Origin of the sequence: Staphylococcus edaphicus, from assembly GCF_002614725.1 — a bacterium.
Lineage (GTDB): Bacteria > Bacillota > Bacilli > Staphylococcales > Staphylococcaceae > Staphylococcus > Staphylococcus edaphicus.
This window is the reverse complement of the sequence record NZ_MRZN01000032.1, coordinates 1-18,957: the sequence shown is the minus strand read 5'-3', so window position 1 is coordinate 18,957 and position 18,957 is coordinate 1. Positions and strand designations below refer to the sequence as shown.

Here is an 18,957-nt window from a genome sequence, read left to right as displayed (position 1 = left end):
TTGGCAGTGATTTATGCCGACTCCTGCGGGAATAGCACTAGCCGAAGACTACAGGCTAAGGCAGTGCCCGCGGAAAGCGTGCATAAAAAAACTGCCAACAAAGTCGTAGACTTTGTCGACAGTCTGAGAGGGTGCTTAATCATGTTAAGCACCCTCTTTTTTTATCTATTTTACCTACTAATTTACCCGTAAACGTGTGTCCCCCGTATTGATCACTTCCATCGTTGCATCTAATGCATCAACGATTAAATTTTCTACAGCAGCATCTGTATAGAAAGCGATATGTGGTGACACAATTATATCAGGTCGTTCAATTAGTTGTTTTAACATATCATCATTAAGGTCTCTATGTCGTTGATCACTTGGGAACAAACCTTTTTCACCTTCGTATGTATCTAGTGCGGCACCTTTTATCAAACCGCGATCCAACGCTTCTATTAAAGCACTTGTTTTCACAATCGTTCCTCGAGCGCAATTGACAAATACTGAACCCTCTTTAAATTCATTAAATAAGGTTTCATCAAATAAATAATCATTTTCTTTACTTGCTGGTATATGTACAGTTACAATATCTGCATCTTGAATTGCTTCTTTAATATGTTCTGTATAAGTTAAAAACGATTTATACGCATCATTAGGCGCAATATCATATGCCACTACTTCAGCATCAAAACCCTGAGCAAATATTTTAGCAACAATTGAACCAATTCGACCCGTACCAATCACAGCAACTTTTAAATCTTTAATCGAGCGAGACATTATACCTGGTTGCCATCTAAAATCATATGCAGCTGTTTTTTGCTGGATATCGTTGTAATTACGAATAAGATTTAGCGCCTGCGAAACGGTATATTCTGCAATAGAATGTGGTGAATAGGAAGGTACATTACTAATAACTAAATGATATTTTTCAGCTAAGTCAAAATCATACATGTCAAATCCTGCACTTCGCTGTGCAATTTGCTTAATACCAAAGTCATGTAATTTTTTATAAACCATTTCGTCTAATGGAATTTGTTGTGAGATAGAGACACCATCAAATCCTTCTGCACGTGAAACAGTTTCTAAGGTAAGTAAATCTTCATCTAAATCTACTTCCACATTGTGTTTATTTGACCATGCCTCAATATAAGGTTTATCTTCATTTCTTACTCCAAAAAGTTTAATACGTGTCATGCAAATAGCCCCTTTCAATTTATTGTTGTTCATATAGGTGTTTCAGAGTTTGAATTCTTTCAGCAGCTTCAATTAATGCCTCATCATCAATCGCTAATGAAATGCGCACGTAATTTTCACCATGTTCACCGAATGGAATTCCTGGTGCAACAAGTATCGATTGTTGTTGTAATAAATAATTAACAAATGCTTCACCATCCATTGTTGGTGGTGTTTGTAACCATAAGAAAATGCCTCCTTTCATAGGTTCAAATGGAATTTGTGCGTCTTTTAGCTTAGTTTCAAAAACATCTCTTCGACGCTTAAAAATAGCACTTTGTTCTTCTAAAAAATCATCATAATGATTTAAAGCAAATGTGGCCGCATCTTGTAATGCACCAAACATGCCTGCATGTGTGTGCGTTTGATATTTTTTCAATGCTTGAATGATATCCTTATTCCCTACTGCAAATCCGACTCTAAATCCCGACATATTATATCCTTTAGATAATGAAAATACTTCAATAGCTAAATCTTTTGCACCTTCTGTTTGTAGAATACTGGGATTTTTATGGTCAAAACCAAACGCACTGTATGCAAAATCATGCACAATTTTAGTTTTTGTATTCTTAAATTGCGCTACAGCCTCATCAAACACAGATTGCGTCGCAACAGATCCAGTGGGATTATTTGGATACGTCAAATAAACTAATCGCGTATTTTTTAATATATCACTTCCTATTTGGTCCCATTGTGGTAAATAATAAGGGGGCTTTAATACAAGCGGTTGTGGTTGAGCATCAGCCAATAATACACCCGCCTTATAATCTGTATATCCTGGATCTGGTAGCAGTACATTTTCACCAGGATTTACAATACACGAGGGTAATGCAACTAAACCGTTTTTAGTGCCATACAAAATACACACTTCTTCTTCCTTATCCAAAGCAACATGATATTGTCTTTGATAAAAATCAACAATCGCTTGTTTAAACGTATCTTTACCATGAAATGCTACATATTTTTGATTACTTGGTTCTCGCAATGCGTCTGCAAAACAATCAATAATGCCTTTTGGCGTTTCACCATCTGGTATACCAACTGCCATATTAATTAATGGTAGTGGTCCATGTTCAACTGATTGACCCATTGTTTTCGCAAAATAACTATCTGGCACTTGTGCTAATCTATCCGATATAACCATAAACGTCCTCCTAATTAAAAAAACTATATACCTTTGATAGTGGCATATAGTTCACATGACACCTATCTTTCAAGTAGGGTTACTTGTTGGACGAAGCACAGTACTCTTTTACTAAGTCTGTTGCTGAAGTTTCTTAGGGCCAATTCCCTCAACTTCTCTGGATAAGTTTAGTTTTTAAATTACTCTTAATTTTATCAGAATATTCACGCTTGTCAATCTACGATAAAAGACAAAAAAAGAGAGCAACTCTATTGAGTCACTCTCATATTTATACCACTAAACCTCTAGTTCAGTGCTATAAATCCTACCACCATCCGTGAGAAGCACGGAAAGCTAAAGCAGCTTCTTCAGAACCATAACGTTGTTTAGCATAGTTTAACATACCTTTAGTTTGATCAGCTACTGAACCAGAACCCCATGATTCTTTAGTTTGTCCTAAACCTCTGTAACCAGCTGGGTTAACAGCATTTGGATTACCACTTGATTCAGGCAATACGATTGAATTCCACATAGCTTCTGAACCACCAGCAGCTAAGAATTGAGCTTTAACTGATCCACCAGTTGAAGCAGCTGAAGTTTGAGCAGCTTTGTAAGTTTTTACTGCAGCACTAGTTTGAGCAGTTTGAACATTTGAGTTAGATGAAGCTTTAGGCGCTTCAACTGCTGCCACTTCTGTGTTGCTTGATTGTTGTTGTGTACGAACTTCGTTAGCTGAAGTTTCGTTAGTGTTTGTAGTTGCTTGAGCAGTTACATCTTGAATCGTGTTAGAAGATGTACTTTGAGCACCTGCAGTAGTATAATTCCATGACCAAGTTTGACCATCTGAAGTGAAAGTATATTCATTGCCGTCTAATACGAAATTATAGTTATACGCACCAGCGTGTAATGGTTTTTCGTTTAATTGTTCTGGATGGTTTTGAGCTAAGTCAGCTAAATGCGCTTGGTCGATATTTTCTTCTGATGCATGCGCTTGATTGTGATCAGCTGTTGCTGCATATCCTGTTACACCTAATGCTACTGCTAATGATGATGCTAAAATTGTTTTCTTCATAATTAAAAAATCCTCCAATTAGTTCTTTTTAAGTTAAATTATATTTTCGTTAATTTATTTATCGTATGTGCTGAAATATTTTAAATTTAATGTCTTATCGTTTCGCCACAAATAATATACCATAAATTTCGCTCAGTTATATTACACTTCCTTAACAAAACGTTACAAATCAAATTCCATTTTGTAATATTGCAATATAATTGTTTTGTTTTGTAACGCTTAAATCACAGCGATAAACAATTTTATATTGTGCACACTATTGATATAAAAGGATTTAAAGCTGTATTATTCACATAAACAATATAACTTGAAATATTACAAAATACGCTTTTGTTACATAACTGTAAAAAAGCAAATAGACAAAAAAATTATATTTTGGAGTGAAACTTGCAATTTTTTTGTTTAAATTTTAAAAAGACCACACATGTGTGGCCTTTTTCATTCATTATTTATTATTTTTAAAATCTTCTTTTATTTACTTTATTACAAAATATGACTGATATTTCAATCAAATCTGTTACTTTTATGCTAAAAATTTAAAAATATCTCTATTGTAAAGTTTCAATAGTTTCATATAAAATACATTAATTAAATATCCCATGATAAACGGCACGACAAAAAACGCTATAAAAACATAAATGATGTTCGTTAAGATGGAATGTTCCATAAATCTAAACGCACTAATCGGTCCAACTAATCCAATAATACCAAAACCAGCAGATTCCTTTGTGCCGCCTATTCCTATCAATGCCCCTACAAACCCTGTGATAAGTGCATTTGTAAAAATAGGTAATAATATAACAGGGTGTCTCACCATATTGGGTATCATCATTTTGACGCCTCCTAAAAATATAGTGAGTGGTACACCTGCTCTATTTACTTTAAGCGTACCTGCTACTAGGACACCTTCACATGCCACAATGCCAAGCGAAGCTGATCCAGCTGCTAATCCACTAATACCAATAGCTAAAGCAGTAGCTACTGTGGATATAGGTGAAATGATAATAAAACTGAACACCAACGCTATTAACATTGACATAATTATCGGCTGTAACTCCGTAAAAGTATTCACTAAATTTCCAATACCGGTTGTAATCATCTGTATGTATGGCAAAGTAAAAACGCCTATAGAACTCGCAATGACACCTACTATGGTAGGTAAAATAATTAAAGTTAAACTACCAAATCTTTCACCAACCACTAATATTAAAAATACCGCAATAGCTGCAGTAATCATTGTATTGATTAAATCTCCCACACCAACTAAAACCCATACACCCTCTTTAAATTGTGCAGCACCACTTCCTACAAAAGCTGAGCTTGCAACAACTGCTGTTGCTAATGGACTCAGTTTAAAACGCATAGCAATTAATGCACCTACCAGTAATGGTACCGTAAATTGAATACTTTCCACTACTTGTAATAACGTTTTAAATACTGAAAATTTCGGTGCTAAGAGTTTAAATAATTCTCCCAAAATCGCATTAGGTATTAAACCTGCAACAATTGCTATAGCAACACCTGACAAAACATGATACAAAAATTGTTTTGGACTTACTTTAATCATAGAAGTTCCTCCTCAGCTGAAATAGAGTACTACTATATCACATATTCCGAATTTTCAGAATATTTATTTTGATTTAATTTTTTATTTTTTTGACCATGATCAATTTAAAAAGGCGACAAGCTTTATATAGAAAAACTTCTATATTTAACTCGTCACCTTTTCATTTACATTATTACTTATCTATTCATCAAATCTGCGGTTAAAACAAGCCCTTGTGTTTCTGTTTCGAAAAACTCCAATTTTTGTAATGTATTATTTTCAGGTAAGTGTTGATTGAATTGATCCCAAATCCAGATAGCAATATTTTCCGCCGTTGTATTTATATCAGGTAAAGTTTCATTTACAATTTGTCCTTCAATATAAGGCGCGATTTCCTTTTTATACAATTTATCAACTTCATTAAAATCCAGAGCTAACCCATATTTATTAATACTAGATAATATTTCTATATTGAATTTATATTTTTGATTTTCTAAATCTTTATGCACAGTTTGGGTAAAATAAATTCGATTATCACATGTGAACTCATAATAATTCTTTATTAACACTTCACTTTCTCTATACCGGAAACGTTGAGGTGGCTGAATATGATCCAATTTAGACATTAATATCACTCCTATTAGCTTTTTATTTATATACCCGTTCTTGTTTCTTCTATTATAATAACTAGCAACACCATTGCCTTATTCATTACAACAACAAATGAACAGAACCATCAATATATACTGTAAAACTTTTTGCAGTTCGTTCAACATTTCCGTTCTCCGACTCAACCTAAAAGTAAGACGAGACATTGAAATCAACCATAATTCATTGAATTCATCCTCTCGTCACACCTATATCACCAATCTATCTATCATATTTCATTGAGTTAAAATTCATTCTTTATTTTTATCATTTCACGCTAGGTTAAATTAAGAACCCAATATTTCTTTAAATATTGTTATCAAATATGACTTCTCACTCTATTGTATACAAGCTTTCCTCTCCCTCTGGTAATCCTTCAACATAATCTTTAGGGTCAATGGCGTAATTGTTACCCACACCGCCTTTCATACGTTGAAAATGTAAATGCGCGCCAGTCGTTTGTTCACCAGTATTGCCTGACAATGCAATTATATCTCCTGCTTTTACTTCGTCTCCTACTTCTACTTTAAAGTCATTAAGATGCATATACCACTGGTGATGTGTACCATTGGACTCTGCAATTTGGAGAACTTTACCGCCTAAATCATCATTAAACGTCCGAGTCACCTTTCCATCAGTTGCCACTTTAATTGGCGTACCTTCAGGTAGATGATAATCAATCCCGTAATGTTTACCGTCGAAATCACTAAATGCATATTCCCCAAAATTTTCTGTTTCCCTACTACTATCGAACAAATTATTAAATGTGCTATCACTTTTATTTTCACTTTGTTCCGTATACCTGTCATTCATATTTTCTTGAATATTATCTACATTCAACACTAACCATATCAATGGAACAATGATAATAACGAGTAAGATAATCCATTTCATTATATTCTTCACTATTTGATTCACCTTTTACTATTTGAAGTATTGATATATCAGTATACTTTTTATAGTGTAAAATCTCTAATAATCCGCTTGAATAACGCTCGTACTTTAGTTGTAGTATAAAGTCAAAGTAAATCCAAACACTAATACATTAAAAAAGATTGCTTACCAAGCAAGGTTGACTAAAGTTGAAAATCAACTAGATATAAATATATTTCTAATCTAGTCAGTTAATGTAAAAGGTTGGGACACTTCATTTGCCCCAACCTTACTTTTAATATCAATCTTGTTAGCTATTATTTTTTCCATAACTTGCCAGCATCTTGTTCATCAATTTCCACACTTTTGGTACGTTAACTGCTGTAGCAAAGAAAGCATTTTTCTCTTTATTTGTAACATCATTTAAATCAATAGACATAGTGCCATAAGTTAACAGACTCTGATGTTCAATATCAATATGTGTATGTTGCATTGTAAATAGTTCAGGTTCCATTAAATAGAGCACTGTACATGCATCATGTATTGGACCACCATCCATATTAAAATGCGTCTTATACGTTGATTTGAAAAATTCTAACAGTTCTACGACAAAGTCAGCAATAGGATTATGAATTTCTCTAAATCCACCAATCACTTGGTCTGTTGCTAACACTTGATGTGTTACATCTAAACCAAAGACATTGATGCGCACACCACTTTCAAATACGCGTTTTGCCGCTTCTGCATCAACCCAAATATTAAATTCAGCAGTAGGTGTCCAATTACCGAATGTACCACCACCCATAATCGTAATAGAATCAATGTATTGCGTAATGTTTGGCTCTTTGATAAGTACAGTTGCAATATTTGTCAAAGGTCCAGTGGCAACCAAAGTCACTGGTTCCTCACTTTGTTTCAAAGTTTCAATGATTACATCGACTGCTTGTTTTTGAGTAGGTTTTAATGCAGGGACTTCGGGTAGTTTTGGCCCATCCAACCCACTGTCACCATGAATTTCTGAAGCAAACGATGCCGGTTTTAGCAGTGGTCTTGTAGCACCTACTGAAACATTAATATCACCTCTGCCCATTACTTCTAACACATTCAATGCATTTTTGGTATTTTTCTCTACTGACTGATTACCTGCTACAGTTGTAACAGCTAATATGTCTAATGAACTGTTTTGCGCTCCTGCTAATATAAGTGCTATGGCATCATCATGGCCAGGATCACAATCCATAATAATTTTTTTACTCATTTTAATCACTCCAATCTAAAATCTTATGTGTGCGCTTTCGCCAAACGACTTTCATCATTCAGCTATATGCCTTTTGTACTGTCTGTACATTAAAGCAAGTATAATCAACCATAGCGGTGCTAAAATGATACCAATGCGTGTTTCGGGATTCATAAATAACACACCAAATATAAATACAAAAAATGCGATAATACACAACGACATAATTTTTCCACCTGGCAATTTATATTTACTTTGCTTATGCAAATCAGGACGTGTTTTCGTATATCTCACATATGCAATCATAATAATTGTCCAAATAAAGATATTTAATACAGTAGATACCGTACTGATATAAACAAATACTGTTGTTGCATTTGGAATAAAATAATTCAATAATACAGCCAATAACAATAATGCACATGTAACAAGTATTGCGACGATTGGCACACCTTGACGATTCGTCACTTGAAATTTCGGTGGTGCTTGTCTTCTATCCGCTAGACCAAATAATGTTCTACTATTTGCGAATATACCACTGTTACATGCTGATGCCGCCGCAGTTAATACAACAAAATTAATAATACCAGCTGCAAATGGGATACCGACTAAGGCAAACACTTTAACAAAAGGACTCCCTTCAGGATCTAATGCATTCCAAGGTATAATCGAGATAATAACTGCCAATGCTCCGATGTAAAACAATAGAATTCTAACTGGGACATTGTTAATCGCCTGCGGAATCGTTTTATGTGGATCTTTAGTTTCTCCCGCTGTAATGCCTATCATTTCAATGCCTACAAAGGAAAAAATAGCCATTTGAAAAGACATCAAAAATCCTGCTACACCATTTGGAAAGATACCACCATGGCTATATATATTTGATACACTTGCATGACCGAACGGTGTTTTATAAGCTATGACAATCATCACAATGCCTACAATGATTAATGCAACAATCGTTATTACTTTGATAATTGCAAACCAAAATTCTAATTCTCCAAATAATTTTGTACTTAATAAGTTAAATGACATCAGCAACAATACACACGCTAGTGCCGTTAACCAGTTTGGAATATGTGGATACCAAAAAGAAACGTATTTAGCTACTGCCGTAACTTCTGCCATACCTGAAATAATCCATGTTAACCAATATGTCCATCCTGTAATAAATCCCGCTAAGGGGCCAACATACTTATGTGTGATATCTGCAAACGAATTAAATTCAGTATTTGACAACAACATTTCTCCCATTGCTCTCATGAACATAAACAACACGAATCCGACAATAATATAAGTTAATAAAATGGATGGTCCAGCTAAATGTATCGATTGCCCCGCACCTAAAAACAAGCCAGTTCCAATTGCGCCCCCAATCGCAATTAACTGTATGTGTCTATTGCTAAGTTCTCTTTTTAATTTCTCTGCCATGATTGTTACCCCTTTAATTCAAAATATTCGCACATTTCTATCATACTACTTTTCTATTAAGCCTATCAAAATACTGTTGAAGAAATTTTAGTTATGTTATCTCATACCTCCATTTCAACACAGGTAAGCAAATATTAGGCACTTGCTAATATTTAAAAAAATGTTAAATTAAAAATATTAATTATTTTTCCGATACTGGAGGCTGTATAGCATGCGTGCAATATTGATTGGTATTTTGGGTGCATTATTTTTTTCGGTGACATTTATATTGAATCATGCAATGGCTAGTGATGAAGGTAACTGGCTATTTAGTGCTTCACTTCGCTTTATTTTTATGTTGCCCATATTATTCATAATTATATATAGCAAAAAAAGTCTTAAAAAAGTTCACAATCATATTAAATCCCATTTTAAACCTTGGATTATATGGAGTACATTGGGATTTGTCTTATTTTATATGCCTATTACTTTCGTTGCCAATTACAGTCCTGGTTGGCTTATTTCTGCAACGTGGCAATTAACCATTATTTGTGGCTTATTAGTCGCGCCATTCTTTTATGAATATGTGCAAATTAATCGTCAGCAAATAAAAATAAGAGAACGTATATCTTGGCCTTCTGTTTGGACATCGAGCGTTATGGTATTTGGAGTAGTACTTGTTCAAATTCCACACATTTCTCATATTGAAATACATGTTTTTATGATGTCTGTGATCCCTTTAATTATAGGTGCGTTTTGTTATCCATTAGGTAATCGTAAAATGATGATCCTTGTTGATGATCATTTAAATACACTCGAACGTATTTATGGCATGACCCTTGTAACCTTTCCAATATGGCTCATTGTATTTATATGTGGCATATTTAATAGTGGCTTACCAGCTACAAATCAAGTTGTACAAACCTTTTTAGTAGCTGTATTCTCTGGTGTGATTGCCACGACACTCTTTTTCTATGCAACTAATTTAGTGAAACATAACCAAGCAAAACTTGCAGCAGTAGAATCTACACAAGCTACTGAAATCATCTTCACTTTAATAGGAGAGATGATACTACTAGGCTTACCACTACCAAGTCCAATCAGTATGATAGGCATTGTAATTATTACGTTAGGCATTTTTATATATAGCTTTATGAATGGCATCATTAGAGAGAATCATAAAGTTTTATAATAACTCCCAAAGGCATTATTCCAATAAAGACAAATCATTGCCTTTAACAATGAGCAGCACAATCACTATCGATATAAAGTTAGAAATTGTTATAGTTAGGTTTGTCCTATGTTTCATTTCAATCATTCACATTGACATAGCCTAGTGAAAGCAAGATAATTTATTTAAATGTACTAAGTAAAGTGTTATATATTTAGAGGAGGTTTAAGGTCAATGACTACAGCATACGTCGATCCGAGAGTTATAAGAACTAAAAAGTTGTTGATGGATGCCTTTCGTGAAATAGCTAAAGAAAAAAAGATACAATCGATCACAATTAAGGACATTACAGAACGTGCAACTGTTAATCGCGCAACATTTTATGCCCATTTCTATGATAAATATGACATTATGGATTATACACTCTCAGAAACTGTACTAAAAAATTTAAATGACGCGCTAGCTGTTTCTACAGAACTTAATGAAACGACACTATCTTCCAGTTTTATTACTATTACGAGTTATATTCAAGAGACACATAATGAATGTAAATTAAATAGTGAAGCGTATGGTCAAGTTGTGGAAAAAAGAGTTAAAGAAGAATTAGAAGATATTTTTTTGACATTACTAGTCCAACAACACCCAAATGAAACCAGAGAATCACTTGCAGCAAACGCTCGTTTCCTTTCTTGGGGCCTTTATGGTACAGCAAAACATTGGTTTCATAGTAGTCAATTATCAGCGCGCGATTATATAAATCATGCGCTACCCTTGTTGATGAAGCAGATTCTAAAATAATAAACATCCTCGTCAAACTATGCTATTTAACTGACGGGGATGTTCCCTGTGATTCCTTACATTAAGCTTTATTATTTTTGATAAAGTTTAATACGTCTCCTTTTATCGTCACGGCACTGTTGCTTTCTCCTTCTATACCGCCCTGATGTATGCCGATGACTTCATTACTTTTATTAAATACTGGAGAACCAGAATTACCACCGAATGTACTTGCGTTATAGGTGAATTCCGAACCATTCACTTTTAATATGTCACCTTTACTTTCCCACATAGTTGCCAATGACTTATCTCCAGGATATCCAGTTACCGTAATCGGCGTATTCTCAGTTAAGGTTGAGTCAGCTTTTAACGTAGCAGGTTGCACTACATCCCCAACTGTTTGGCCTTGTTTATTTTCATTAAAATGAACAATCGCGATATCTTCATTGCCAGGATATACTTTAATATCCTTTTCGGTAAAAGTACCAAACGGCATCGTATTTTGATTTTGTGCTGCTGGTGCAAAAGTCATATTACCATCAGCAAGATGGGCAACGTGCTTATTGGTTAATACCGTATTTTTATCAATAACAACACCTGTCGCTATATTATCTCCAATGTTGATATAACCAATAGATTGATAATGACCACTCGTTGTACTGTCTATTTGTGTTCTTTTTTCATTCGGTAATATGACTCTTGTTTTGACTTTATTTACATTTCCATTAGATGCATGATGTTGATTTAACTGATTGTCCTGAGTTGCAGCGTATGTATTACCATTAAATGTTGTCACCATAAATACTATAACTAATATGAATATGAAACCACCGTTCATTTGTCGTTTGAACATAAATAACCTCCAATAAATTTTCTTTATTTTAATTTAAAGAATTTTCAAAAAATAATCAAATGATCATATAATTATTTTAGTAAAAATCGCTATTTCAATGTTACATCTGTTTCATATACTTCAGTGCTTTAAGTCAATAACCAACAAAATTCATTGTTTCGTTGTATAGACAATATATTCATAAACATGTTGTTTGCATTAATTTGCAATTCAGTATAAAATTCATTTAAACAACACATGTTAGTTAGTTGTCAGGTGTTGTTAATACAAGTTTAAGGAGGGATAGACGTGACAACAATTCAAAAACACAATGGTTTCAAACGGACTTTTCAACAAGGCCATTTAACTTTAGGTTTAATGATGCCTTTTGATCATTCTGAAGACATCGCATTGTCGTTTGAAAATCAAGTTGATTTAGCACAACAGGCTGAATATCTTGGATTTACAAGCCTTTTTGTGAGAGATAATCCACTTTATAGTCCACATCTAGGTAATGTAACGACAAACTACGATCCGTTTGTATTTTTATCTTATTTAAGTGCCAAAACCTCAAAAATCGCTCTCGGAACATCTAGCATTGTTGCTACATTACGTCATCCAATTCATTTAGCCAAAGCTGCTACTTCCCTTGACTTGATATCAGGCGAGCGATTTTTATTAGGTTTAGCAACAGGTGATCGTAAATTTGAATTTCCAGCTTTTAAGATAAAAGAAGAACAACTAACCGAACTGTTCCAAGATGCCGTATATTCAATGAACACATTATGGCAATCACATTCTCCTAGCATCTCAAATAATATATTTGAATTATACGAGGATTCGGGGCTTCAGGTATTACCAAAACATAAGCATATTCCAATGTTTGCCACAGGTTATTCGAAACAAGATCTATCTTGGCTTAAGACAAACATGGATGGCTTAATGTTTTATCCCCAACCATTTCAACAACAAAAAGCATTATTAAAAGAATGGCATAACAATGATATATTCAAACCTTATATGCACCCATTAGTTATCGATTTATCTTCAAATCCCGATGAATTAGTTAAACCAATCAAAGGTGGATATCGTTTAGGTAGAAATACACTATTAAAAATATTAAAATCCTATGAAAAAATTGGAACGAATCATATTATGCTACATTTAACATCAAATGATAGATCATACCAATCACTATTAACCGAGGTAGGAGAGTATATTATTCCATATTTTCCATCTCAATTATTACAGGAGGAAAAAAACAATGACATTATTAGACAGAATTAATGCACTTGCAAATAAAGAAAAAGTCCAACCATTAAGTGTTGAAGAAAAACAAGAACAACATGCACTGAGACAAGAGTATTTAAAAATGATACGTGGACAAGTCATCCATACATTTTCAGCTTTGAAAGTAGTTGATCCTTTAGGTGAAGATGTTACACCTGACAAAGTATATAAATTGAGAGAAGAAATGGGTACACTTGATATGTAATAACTTTGATTCATTTGTTTGATATCTTACAGTTTCAAACAAACCAGGAGCATGGAACAGAAATCTAATGTTATTAAAAAGATTTTGTCGTTCCACGACATAGAGAAGTAGAATTGAAAGAAGTAAAAAATTTCACCTGAGCCTTTGCTCATGCATAAGTTCAACTAACTCAATATATTGAGAAGTGGTTTTAGATTCTAATAGGAAGCTGGAACGAATCAATGATGTCCCAGCTTCCTTTTTACTATTGATTTAATATATTTCGCATTGAGCGATCCACACTTCCCGCATACATATCGCCAAATTTCACGAGATGTACCATTAAAAGATACAGTCTATAAAATTCTAAACGCACTTCTGCACCATCACTAAGCGGATAATGCTTATCATACGCATCATAAAATGCTTGTGTAAACCCTTCAAATACTGAAGTAATCCCAATATCAAATTCTCTATCTCCGTACAATGGTGCTGGGTCAAACAGCGCAGGTGTACCATCTGTTAAAAACATGTAATTACCGCCCCATAGATCACCGTGTAATAAAGAAGGTTTGCTATTATGATTTTCTAATTCTTTTACAATAATATTTCGCACAGTGTCATATTGTGCTACATTTTCATCTACCCATAAACCCTCTTGTACTAATCTATCTTTAAGTTTATCTAATCGTTTTTCTACAAACAGCTCTATCCAACTATCTGTCCAGCTATTATCAAATGAAATGTCACCACCCTCATATGGTAAATCGAAACCAAACTGCTGCTCTGGTTGTTGCTCACTATGCAAATTTGCAACTAATTTTCCTAATGCTTGTTGACTACCTGATACACCTTCATCTAAGTAGGTTAGCAGTAAATATGCATCACCTTCAATTTCACCACTATCAATAACTCTCGGTGCAATAATGTCTGCCTTTTCAAATAAGTTCAATCCCTCAACTTCAGCTGCAAAAAATGATGCCGATCTATGCCGTTGTACAAGTAAAAAATAGTCCGTCTCATCCGCTTCAATACGAAATGCTTCATTTACATCTCCTCCACCTACAGGTACGATGGCTTTAATATGGTTTAAAGGCAATTGACTTTGCCATAATTGATTCATGCACAATCCCTCCAAAATTAACTTAGAAATGGTATATATTGCATTATTTCCTTTTTCTTAACTATTTAATCACTCATAGTTAAAAAATTGATTCCTGTGAAACTTATATTAATTATTTTATTTAGTCTAGGCATATATTACGTAAAATGCTAGTCTATTAAGGACAACAATTACAATTTAGCCTTTTTATAAATTGTAATTGAGATACATAATAGATTATTTTAAATTAAATTTGATAAATGGAGCGATAATTATATGTATAAACTCATCAAACCCCTGTTATTCCAATTCGATCCTGAAAAAGCACATGGAATGACCATCGACGCACTTAAAACCATTCAAAAATATCCGAAATTATTACCTGTCATCAAACAACTATTTCATTATGAAAATGATTTATTAAATCAAGACATCAAAGGTATTACATTTTCAAATCCAATTGGTTTAGCGGCAGGATTCGACAAATCTTGTGAAGTTCCCAAAGCATTGGAAAAAGCAGGATTCGGTTCCATTGAACTAGGAGGTATCACACCAAAGCCACAACCAGGCAATCCTAAGCCACGTGTGTATCGTTTAGTTGAAGATCACGCCTTAATTAATCGCATGGGCTTTAATAATTTAGGAATGAACAAAGCTTTAAGTAATCTACGTAAATATAGTTACCAAATCCCCGTAGGTTTAAATATTGGTGTAAATAAAGCGACACCATATGCATCACGCTATGAAGATTATATCAAGGTAATTGATACATTTAAAAATGACGTTTCATTCTTTACTGTTAATATCAGTTCACCTAATACAGAAAATTTACAAAGCTTCCATGATAAAGATGAATTCTCACAATTATGTGAAGCTATTCAAGCTTATAAAGATAGAGCTAATCTTAACGTTCCTATATTTATTAAATTAACTTCTGATTTATCTTTAGATGGACTTCAACGTATGTTATCACCCATCACTCAAACATTTGATGGTATTATCTTAGCAAATACAACACAGAAACGTGAAGGGCTCCATTCATATAACCGTGAAGAAAGTGGTGGTTTAAGTGGCAAACCATTATTTGAACGTAATCTTGAGCTCATTTCTTATGCTTATCAACAAACGAGTGGTCAATTTTTAATTATAGGAACAGGTGGCATATTTAATGCAGAAGATGCTATAAAAATGATGCGTCATGGCGCGTCACTCGTTCAAGTTTATAGTGCTTTAGTATTTGAAGGACCAGGGTTAACTCAGAAACTGAACAAACAATTGGTGCGCTACCTTCAATCCAATGGCTATAATAATGTCAAAGATATCATCGGGTTAGATGTTAAGTAACTCGTTTCGAGCGGTCTCCACGCTATTTAAACTATTGTTAAATAATACACCAAAAATGTTATTTTAAATTTAATAGGGTATATAAATAATAAAGGAGGCGCTATGATGTATAAGAAAATATTATTAGCTTATGACTTTGATAATTCGTTCAATAACGTCCCTAAAGAACTGAAAAATTTAACTACTGGCGTTGACAATGCTGAGGTCACAGTATTTAATGTTATCCCAGAAGGTGAGTTAGAAACATCCGTACGCTACGACAATAAACACTTTGAAGATTTAGCAAAAGAAAAAGGTGAAGCGCTCTCACCTTTCGTTCAACAATTAGAAGCACTCGATTTAAACATTCATGTTAAATTTAGTACGGGATATATCAAACAAGCTATATTGAACGAATTAACTGAACATCCATATGATATTATCGTAATGAGTAATACACGTGAAAAATCTGATATCAAAAATATTCTTGGAAATGTTACCCACAAAATTGCGAGTAATGTAGATATCCCAGTATTAATTGTAAATTAACTATAAAACTCAATTTCATTAACTGCATCGGCCTTTTACTATGGTTTGCAGGGACATGAAATTGAGTTTTACTGTGTTATTCATAACGACTATAGATACTGCTCAATCACTCTCAACACGCCGGAATCATCATTTGATGGTGCACGATATTTGGCAATGCTTGCTAATTCAGGACTACAATTTGCCATAGCATAACTGCATTGTGTTAGTTCGAGCATTTCTATATCATTATTGGCATCACCAAATGCGAGTAGTTCATCTTGATGAATTCCCCATTTGTTTAACTGCTCTTTAATTGCGACACCTTTATGTACTTTCGGTAGAATTAAATCCACGCTATCGTTACCGCTCGTAACTGCGCGTAATTCTCCTTTGTATTTCTGTTCTAATTCATTCATAACCTTCTCAACTAAAGCTTTATCCTTAATTCTTAAAGCTATTTTAACAAAACGCTCATTTTTAATTTCACTGAATGAGGAAACCTTGTCAATGTTATAGTAATAATTTTGAATGAATTTTAAGAATTCATCACTGCATTGATCATTGATGTACGCTGAATGTATACCACATAGTACTATATCGCGAATATGATAATCTTGGTTAATCGTATTTAACACATCAAATATCAATTGCTGATTAAAATAATGTGCTGTCAATAATTCATCATTGTGATAAGTTACTGCCCCATTTTCAGCTACAAAAGTAATGTGCTGTATTTTTTCAGAAAAGAACGTGCGTAATTGCGCGTACTGATTTCCACTCGCTACAATAAATTTAATATCTTGTTGAATTATTTTTTCAAATAGACTATCAAAGTATTCCACATCATAGGTATGGTCCGATCTGAGGAATGTACCATCCTTATCCACTGCGATTGCCTTTATCATATTGATGCTCCCTTCGATATGAGATTTGTAAGCTATCATTGTTTTTCAATATTTTTACAATACTAATTACATAGCGATAACATTGAACAAATGTCCGTCAATATCGCTAAATAATCCACCATAAAAACCTTCATGATTTGTGCCACGTTGCAATACTTTACCACCCGCTGTTTCTACAAGGTTCAATAACGTATCTACTTCCTTTGACTCTTTTACAGAAATAGATACTAGAGCTTCATTTTCACCTAAACGAGATAATTGTGCTACTTTTTTAAATTGAGCTTGTTCAATTAACATGATTATTTTATGATCTACTGTTTCAATCCCTCTCATTTTATCTAAAACAGCCTCATTCTTTTTAATCGTAAACCCTATCTTTTTGAAAAAACTTGCACTTTGTTCTAAATTTTCGACTGGTAAATTGAGCCATGCTGATTGTATATTCATTGTGATTCCCCCTTTTTTTATTACCATACCATATCCTTCTATTGTTAAGTTATGCAATTCAATTAAACTTACTTTACTATACTTTGTAATGTTTGCACTCGCCAACCTAGATTATCTGAGTTTAAGTCATGGTTTGACATGCGCATACGATTAAGTTAGAATTTTCAACTTATAAAATTAGCATACTATCAAAGCTGATAATAACTTAAATAAGTTGAGTCTAGGATAACGGCTTGTTATAAGTTAATAAAATAACGCGTTAACGACAAAGGAGCTAAAAATGAATCGTTCAATCAAGGTACACATATTACACACTGGTTCTGTCATTGTTGATAAAGCTTTACCGTTTAATTATAAATCAAATCCGCCACTCGCTTGGACAGGATTATTCAGATCAAAAAAGCATCAAGTTGAACTACCTGTATCTGCTTATCTTATTGAGCACCCTAAAGGAATTGTCTTAATTGATACAGGTTGGCATGACATCAATCGAACAAATGCTTTAAAGAATCTATCATTTCACTATCCATTTAACAAAGTAGTATTACCGCCAGGACAAGCAGTGCATGAACAGTTACAACAACTTGGTTATCAAACATCTGATATAGATTACGTTATCCTTAGTCATCTCCACAGTGACCACGCCGATGGGCTAGAACATGTTGCTAATGCAAAAAACATATTAGTAAGTGAAGAAGAATGGTTTACAGCAAATAAAGATAAATTCCGTTATCTTCCACACGAATGGCAAAAATCACATATATCAACCTTCCATTTAGAACATACTGGCATTGGCCCAACTGGAAAATCTTTTGACTTGTTTGACGATGGTACACTTGAGTTTATTCATACACCTGGTCACACCGCCGGCCTTTGTGCAACAAGAATTAAACGCCATAATGATGCACGACCATTTCTATTATTAGCATCAGATGTTGGATATGCAAAAAAATCATGGGAACACGGTATCTTACCTGGACTTGTTGTAAATAAGAATGATGCCATTCAATCATTGAACTGGGTTAAAACACAAGCTTTAGATGACAATTGCATTCAAGCAATTGCGAACCATGATCAAGATGTACGGCCTCAAACAATCACACTATAATTTGTGCTTAGTATAGTGATAGAACACACATGAATTGAGTCCGGGACATAAACATTTCTGATTAAAGAATAAACGTCAATTTCTATTGAAATTATATAGAAATTGACGTTTTCTTTATTTTTATATAATTTTGTAGCTCGTTGAGCTACTATTTTTCTTATGT

Annotated in this window: 20 protein-coding genes and 1 riboswitch; of the genes, 7 read left to right on the top strand and 13 right to left on the bottom strand. The window is 33.8% G+C overall.

The features are described from left to right. Positions 1-177: 177 nt before the first annotated feature. The 8 genes from BTJ66_RS13105 to BTJ66_RS13070 all read right to left on the bottom strand — a co-directional run bounded on the left by BTJ66_RS13105 (position 178) and on the right by BTJ66_RS13070 (position 9,145). Positions 178-1,176 carry a D-lactate dehydrogenase gene (locus BTJ66_RS13105; RefSeq protein ID WP_099091383.1) on the bottom strand — a complete coding sequence of 333 codons (999 nt, stop codon included), beginning with the start codon at positions 1,174-1,176 and terminating at the stop codon, positions 178-180. A 19-nt stretch (positions 1,177-1,195) separates the two neighbouring features. After that, a complete protein-coding gene (locus BTJ66_RS13100; protein ID WP_099091382.1) occupies positions 1,196-2,359 on the bottom strand; it encodes an aminotransferase class I/II-fold pyridoxal phosphate-dependent enzyme in 1,164 nt (387 codons plus the stop codon). Positions 2,360-2,418: 59 nt separating this feature from the next. Beyond that, a riboswitch (SAM riboswitch) is annotated at positions 2,419-2,527 on the bottom strand. A 136-nt stretch (positions 2,528-2,663) separates the two neighbouring features. Then, on the bottom strand, positions 2,664-3,410 hold the full coding sequence (locus BTJ66_RS13095) for an aggregation-promoting factor C-terminal-like domain-containing protein (protein WP_099091381.1): 747 nt from the start codon (positions 3,408-3,410) through the stop codon (positions 2,664-2,666). A 523-nt stretch (positions 3,411-3,933) separates the two neighbouring features. Beyond that, positions 3,934-4,977 carry a PTS sugar transporter subunit IIC gene (locus tag BTJ66_RS13090; protein ID WP_099091380.1) on the bottom strand — a complete coding sequence of 348 codons (1,044 nt, stop codon included), beginning with the start codon at positions 4,975-4,977 and terminating at the stop codon, positions 3,934-3,936. Between the two features lie 176 nt (positions 4,978-5,153). Next, the gene (locus BTJ66_RS13085; protein WP_099091379.1) at positions 5,154-5,582 is read right to left on the bottom strand and encodes a 6-pyruvoyl trahydropterin synthase family protein; all 429 of its coding nucleotides are present in this window, start codon (positions 5,580-5,582) and stop codon (positions 5,154-5,156) included. A gap of 355 nt (positions 5,583-5,937) precedes the next feature. Then, entirely contained in the window at positions 5,938-6,498 is a 561-nt protein-coding gene (locus tag BTJ66_RS13080) for a M23 family metallopeptidase (protein WP_238597646.1), read from the bottom strand. 289 nt (positions 6,499-6,787) lie between these two features. Next, on the bottom strand, positions 6,788-7,735 hold the full coding sequence (locus BTJ66_RS13075; RefSeq protein ID WP_099091377.1) for a nucleoside hydrolase: 948 nt from the start codon (positions 7,733-7,735) through the stop codon (positions 6,788-6,790). Between the two features lie 54 nt (positions 7,736-7,789). Beyond that, positions 7,790-9,145: an amino acid permease gene (locus BTJ66_RS13070; protein WP_099091376.1), complete on the bottom strand. Its 1,356-nt coding sequence runs from the start codon at positions 9,143-9,145 to the stop codon at positions 7,790-7,792. A 211-nt stretch (positions 9,146-9,356) separates the two neighbouring features. Here BTJ66_RS13070 and BTJ66_RS13065 point away from each other — a divergent pair, with 211 nt between their 5' ends. After that, positions 9,357-10,316: a DMT family transporter gene (locus tag BTJ66_RS13065; RefSeq protein ID WP_099091375.1), complete on the top strand. Its 960-nt coding sequence runs from the start codon at positions 9,357-9,359 to the stop codon at positions 10,314-10,316. 213 nt (positions 10,317-10,529) lie between these two features. Next, on the top strand, positions 10,530-11,093 hold the full coding sequence (locus tag BTJ66_RS13060) for a TetR/AcrR family transcriptional regulator (RefSeq protein WP_099091374.1): 564 nt from the start codon (positions 10,530-10,532) through the stop codon (positions 11,091-11,093). 61 nt (positions 11,094-11,154) lie between these two features. Here BTJ66_RS13060 and BTJ66_RS13055 read toward each other — a convergent pair whose 3' ends face one another. Further along, positions 11,155-11,925: a trypsin-like serine peptidase gene (locus BTJ66_RS13055; RefSeq protein ID WP_099091373.1), complete on the bottom strand. Its 771-nt coding sequence runs from the start codon at positions 11,923-11,925 to the stop codon at positions 11,155-11,157. Between the two features lie 288 nt (positions 11,926-12,213). On the opposite strand from BTJ66_RS13055, the gene BTJ66_RS13050 reads away from it, so the two are divergent. Both BTJ66_RS13050 and BTJ66_RS13045 read left to right on the top strand, forming a co-directional pair. Then, a complete protein-coding gene (locus BTJ66_RS13050) occupies positions 12,214-13,191 on the top strand; it encodes an LLM class oxidoreductase (RefSeq protein WP_099091372.1) in 978 nt (325 codons plus the stop codon). After that, positions 13,169-13,399: a DUF896 domain-containing protein gene (locus tag BTJ66_RS13045; RefSeq protein WP_099091371.1), complete on the top strand. Its 231-nt coding sequence runs from the start codon at positions 13,169-13,171 to the stop codon at positions 13,397-13,399. The genes BTJ66_RS13050 and BTJ66_RS13045 overlap by 23 nt, the downstream gene beginning before the upstream one ends. Positions 13,400-13,643: 244 nt before the next feature. Here BTJ66_RS13045 and BTJ66_RS13040 read toward each other — a convergent pair whose 3' ends face one another. Further along, complete coding sequence (locus tag BTJ66_RS13040) at positions 13,644-14,501, bottom strand: fructosamine kinase family protein (RefSeq protein WP_099091370.1); 858 nt, start codon at positions 14,499-14,501, stop codon at positions 13,644-13,646. Between the two features lie 255 nt (positions 14,502-14,756). Here BTJ66_RS13040 and BTJ66_RS13035 point away from each other — a divergent pair, with 255 nt between their 5' ends. Both BTJ66_RS13035 and BTJ66_RS13030 read left to right on the top strand, forming a co-directional pair. Beyond that, the gene (locus BTJ66_RS13035) at positions 14,757-15,824 is read left to right on the top strand and encodes a quinone-dependent dihydroorotate dehydrogenase (protein ID WP_099091369.1); all 1,068 of its coding nucleotides are present in this window, start codon (positions 14,757-14,759) and stop codon (positions 15,822-15,824) included. A gap of 105 nt (positions 15,825-15,929) precedes the next feature. Continuing rightward, on the top strand, positions 15,930-16,352 hold the full coding sequence (locus BTJ66_RS13030; RefSeq protein WP_099091368.1) for a universal stress protein: 423 nt from the start codon (positions 15,930-15,932) through the stop codon (positions 16,350-16,352). Positions 16,353-16,441: 89 nt separating this feature from the next. Here BTJ66_RS13030 and BTJ66_RS13025 read toward each other — a convergent pair whose 3' ends face one another. Both BTJ66_RS13025 and BTJ66_RS13020 read right to left on the bottom strand, forming a co-directional pair. Beyond that, complete coding sequence (locus tag BTJ66_RS13025) at positions 16,442-17,239, bottom strand: Cof-type HAD-IIB family hydrolase (protein WP_099091367.1); 798 nt, start codon at positions 17,237-17,239, stop codon at positions 16,442-16,444. Positions 17,240-17,305: 66 nt separating this feature from the next. Then, positions 17,306-17,686 (bottom strand): VOC family protein, encoded by a 381-nt coding sequence (locus BTJ66_RS13020; RefSeq protein WP_099091366.1) that lies wholly within the window; start codon positions 17,684-17,686, stop codon positions 17,306-17,308. Positions 17,687-17,966: 280 nt separating this feature from the next. Between BTJ66_RS13020 and BTJ66_RS13015 the strand changes: the two genes are divergently transcribed. Continuing rightward, positions 17,967-18,794: an N-acyl homoserine lactonase family protein gene (locus BTJ66_RS13015; RefSeq protein WP_099091365.1), complete on the top strand. Its 828-nt coding sequence runs from the start codon at positions 17,967-17,969 to the stop codon at positions 18,792-18,794. Here the strand turns inward: BTJ66_RS13015 and BTJ66_RS14060 are convergent. Then, positions 18,776-18,957: hypothetical protein (locus BTJ66_RS14060; RefSeq protein ID WP_420801890.1), on the bottom strand; the 182-nt coding region annotated here is incomplete at its 5' end. The genes BTJ66_RS13015 and BTJ66_RS14060 overlap by 19 nt on opposite strands.

Coding starts and splice junctions, on each gene's coding strand:
- BTJ66_RS13105 (WP_099091383.1), bottom strand. CDS start 1,176: ATGACACGTATTAAACTTTTTGGAGTAAGAAATGAAGATAAACCTTAT.
- BTJ66_RS13100 (WP_099091382.1), bottom strand. CDS start 2,359: ATGGTTATATCGGATAGATTAGCACAAGTGCCAGATAGTTATTTTGCG.
- BTJ66_RS13095 (WP_099091381.1), bottom strand. CDS start 3,410: ATGAAGAAAACAATTTTAGCATCATCATTAGCAGTAGCATTAGGTGTA.
- BTJ66_RS13090 (WP_099091380.1), bottom strand. CDS start 4,977: ATGATTAAAGTAAGTCCAAAACAATTTTTGTATCATGTTTTGTCAGGT.
- BTJ66_RS13085 (WP_099091379.1), bottom strand. CDS start 5,582: ATGTCTAAATTGGATCATATTCAGCCACCTCAACGTTTCCGGTATAGA.
- BTJ66_RS13080 (WP_238597646.1), bottom strand. CDS start 6,498: ATGAAATGGATTATCTTACTCGTTATTATCATTGTTCCATTGATATGG.
- BTJ66_RS13075 (WP_099091377.1), bottom strand. CDS start 7,735: ATGAGTAAAAAAATTATTATGGATTGTGATCCTGGCCATGATGATGCC.
- BTJ66_RS13070 (WP_099091376.1), bottom strand. CDS start 9,145: ATGGCAGAGAAATTAAAAAGAGAACTTAGCAATAGACACATACAGTTA.
- BTJ66_RS13065 (WP_099091375.1), top strand. CDS start 9,357: ATGCGTGCAATATTGATTGGTATTTTGGGTGCATTATTTTTTTCGGTG.
- BTJ66_RS13060 (WP_099091374.1), top strand. CDS start 10,530: ATGACTACAGCATACGTCGATCCGAGAGTTATAAGAACTAAAAAGTTG.
- BTJ66_RS13055 (WP_099091373.1), bottom strand. CDS start 11,925: ATGTTCAAACGACAAATGAACGGTGGTTTCATATTCATATTAGTTATA.
- BTJ66_RS13045 (WP_099091371.1), top strand. CDS start 13,169: ATGACATTATTAGACAGAATTAATGCACTTGCAAATAAAGAAAAAGTC.
- BTJ66_RS13040 (WP_099091370.1), bottom strand. CDS start 14,501: ATGAATCAATTATGGCAAAGTCAATTGCCTTTAAACCATATTAAAGCC.
- BTJ66_RS13035 (WP_099091369.1), top strand. CDS start 14,757: ATGTATAAACTCATCAAACCCCTGTTATTCCAATTCGATCCTGAAAAA.
- BTJ66_RS13030 (WP_099091368.1), top strand. CDS start 15,930: ATGTATAAGAAAATATTATTAGCTTATGACTTTGATAATTCGTTCAAT.
- BTJ66_RS13025 (WP_099091367.1), bottom strand. CDS start 17,239: ATGATAAAGGCAATCGCAGTGGATAAGGATGGTACATTCCTCAGATCG.
- BTJ66_RS13020 (WP_099091366.1), bottom strand. CDS start 17,686: ATGAATATACAATCAGCATGGCTCAATTTACCAGTCGAAAATTTAGAA.
- BTJ66_RS13015 (WP_099091365.1), top strand. CDS start 17,967: ATGAATCGTTCAATCAAGGTACACATATTACACACTGGTTCTGTCATT.